Raw genomic sequence first — 652 nt, forward strand, 5'->3', positions numbered from 1 at the left:
ATATCAACAATGCGCAAGAAATTGTAGCCTTTATAACGGGCATAGAAGAAGCCGCAAATAAATGCCCCAATAAGCGCACCGTAAATCGCAATACCGCCATTCCATATTTTGAATACATCAAGAAGGTGGCCTTTATAATCTTCCCACATGAACGCCACATAATAGATACGTGCCGCAATAATGGCAGAAGGAACACCAAACAGCAATAAGTCCATGAAGAAATCCGGCTTGATGCCAAAACGCTTCCCTTCCTGTATAGCAAGCAGCAGCCCAATTAAAGCCCCTGTCCCTAGAATAATACCGTACCAGTGTACCGATAAGGACCCAATCGTAAAGGCTATTGGATTAAGTAACAATGTCTTCATTATTAGATATCTCCTCTACACTCAATCGTATTCGTCCATATCATCGTTTATCGTNTCTTCATTATTAGATATCTCCTCTACACTCAATCGTATTCGTCCATATCATCGTTTATCGTCTCGGTGAGCTTGTTCGTAAATTGAAGTGCCGCGTTGTAACCCATCCGCTTCAAGCGGAAGTTCATCGCCGCTACCTCGATAATAACGGCCAAGTTACGGCCTGGGCGAACCGGTACGGTCACGAGCGGGATATCCGTATCGATGATTCGCGTAGTCTCTTCATCAAGGCC

At 44.4% G+C, this 652-nt stretch carries 1 protein-coding gene and 1 pseudogene; both read right to left on the bottom strand.

Annotation, left to right across the window (positions count from 1 at the left end):
* The coding region (locus FJQ58_RS00345) for a prolipoprotein diacylglyceryl transferase family protein (protein ID WP_202915175.1) at nt 1-365 on the bottom strand (365 nt) is incomplete at its 3' end.
* An 83-nt stretch (nt 366-448) separates the two neighbouring features.
* A pseudogene (locus tag FJQ58_RS00350) lies at nt 449-652 on the bottom strand (HPr(Ser) kinase/phosphatase); the annotation flags it as partial.

It is taken from the genome of Paenibacillus paridis (assembly GCF_006345825.1).
Lineage (GTDB): Bacteria > Bacillota > Bacilli > Paenibacillales > Paenibacillaceae > Pristimantibacillus > Pristimantibacillus paridis.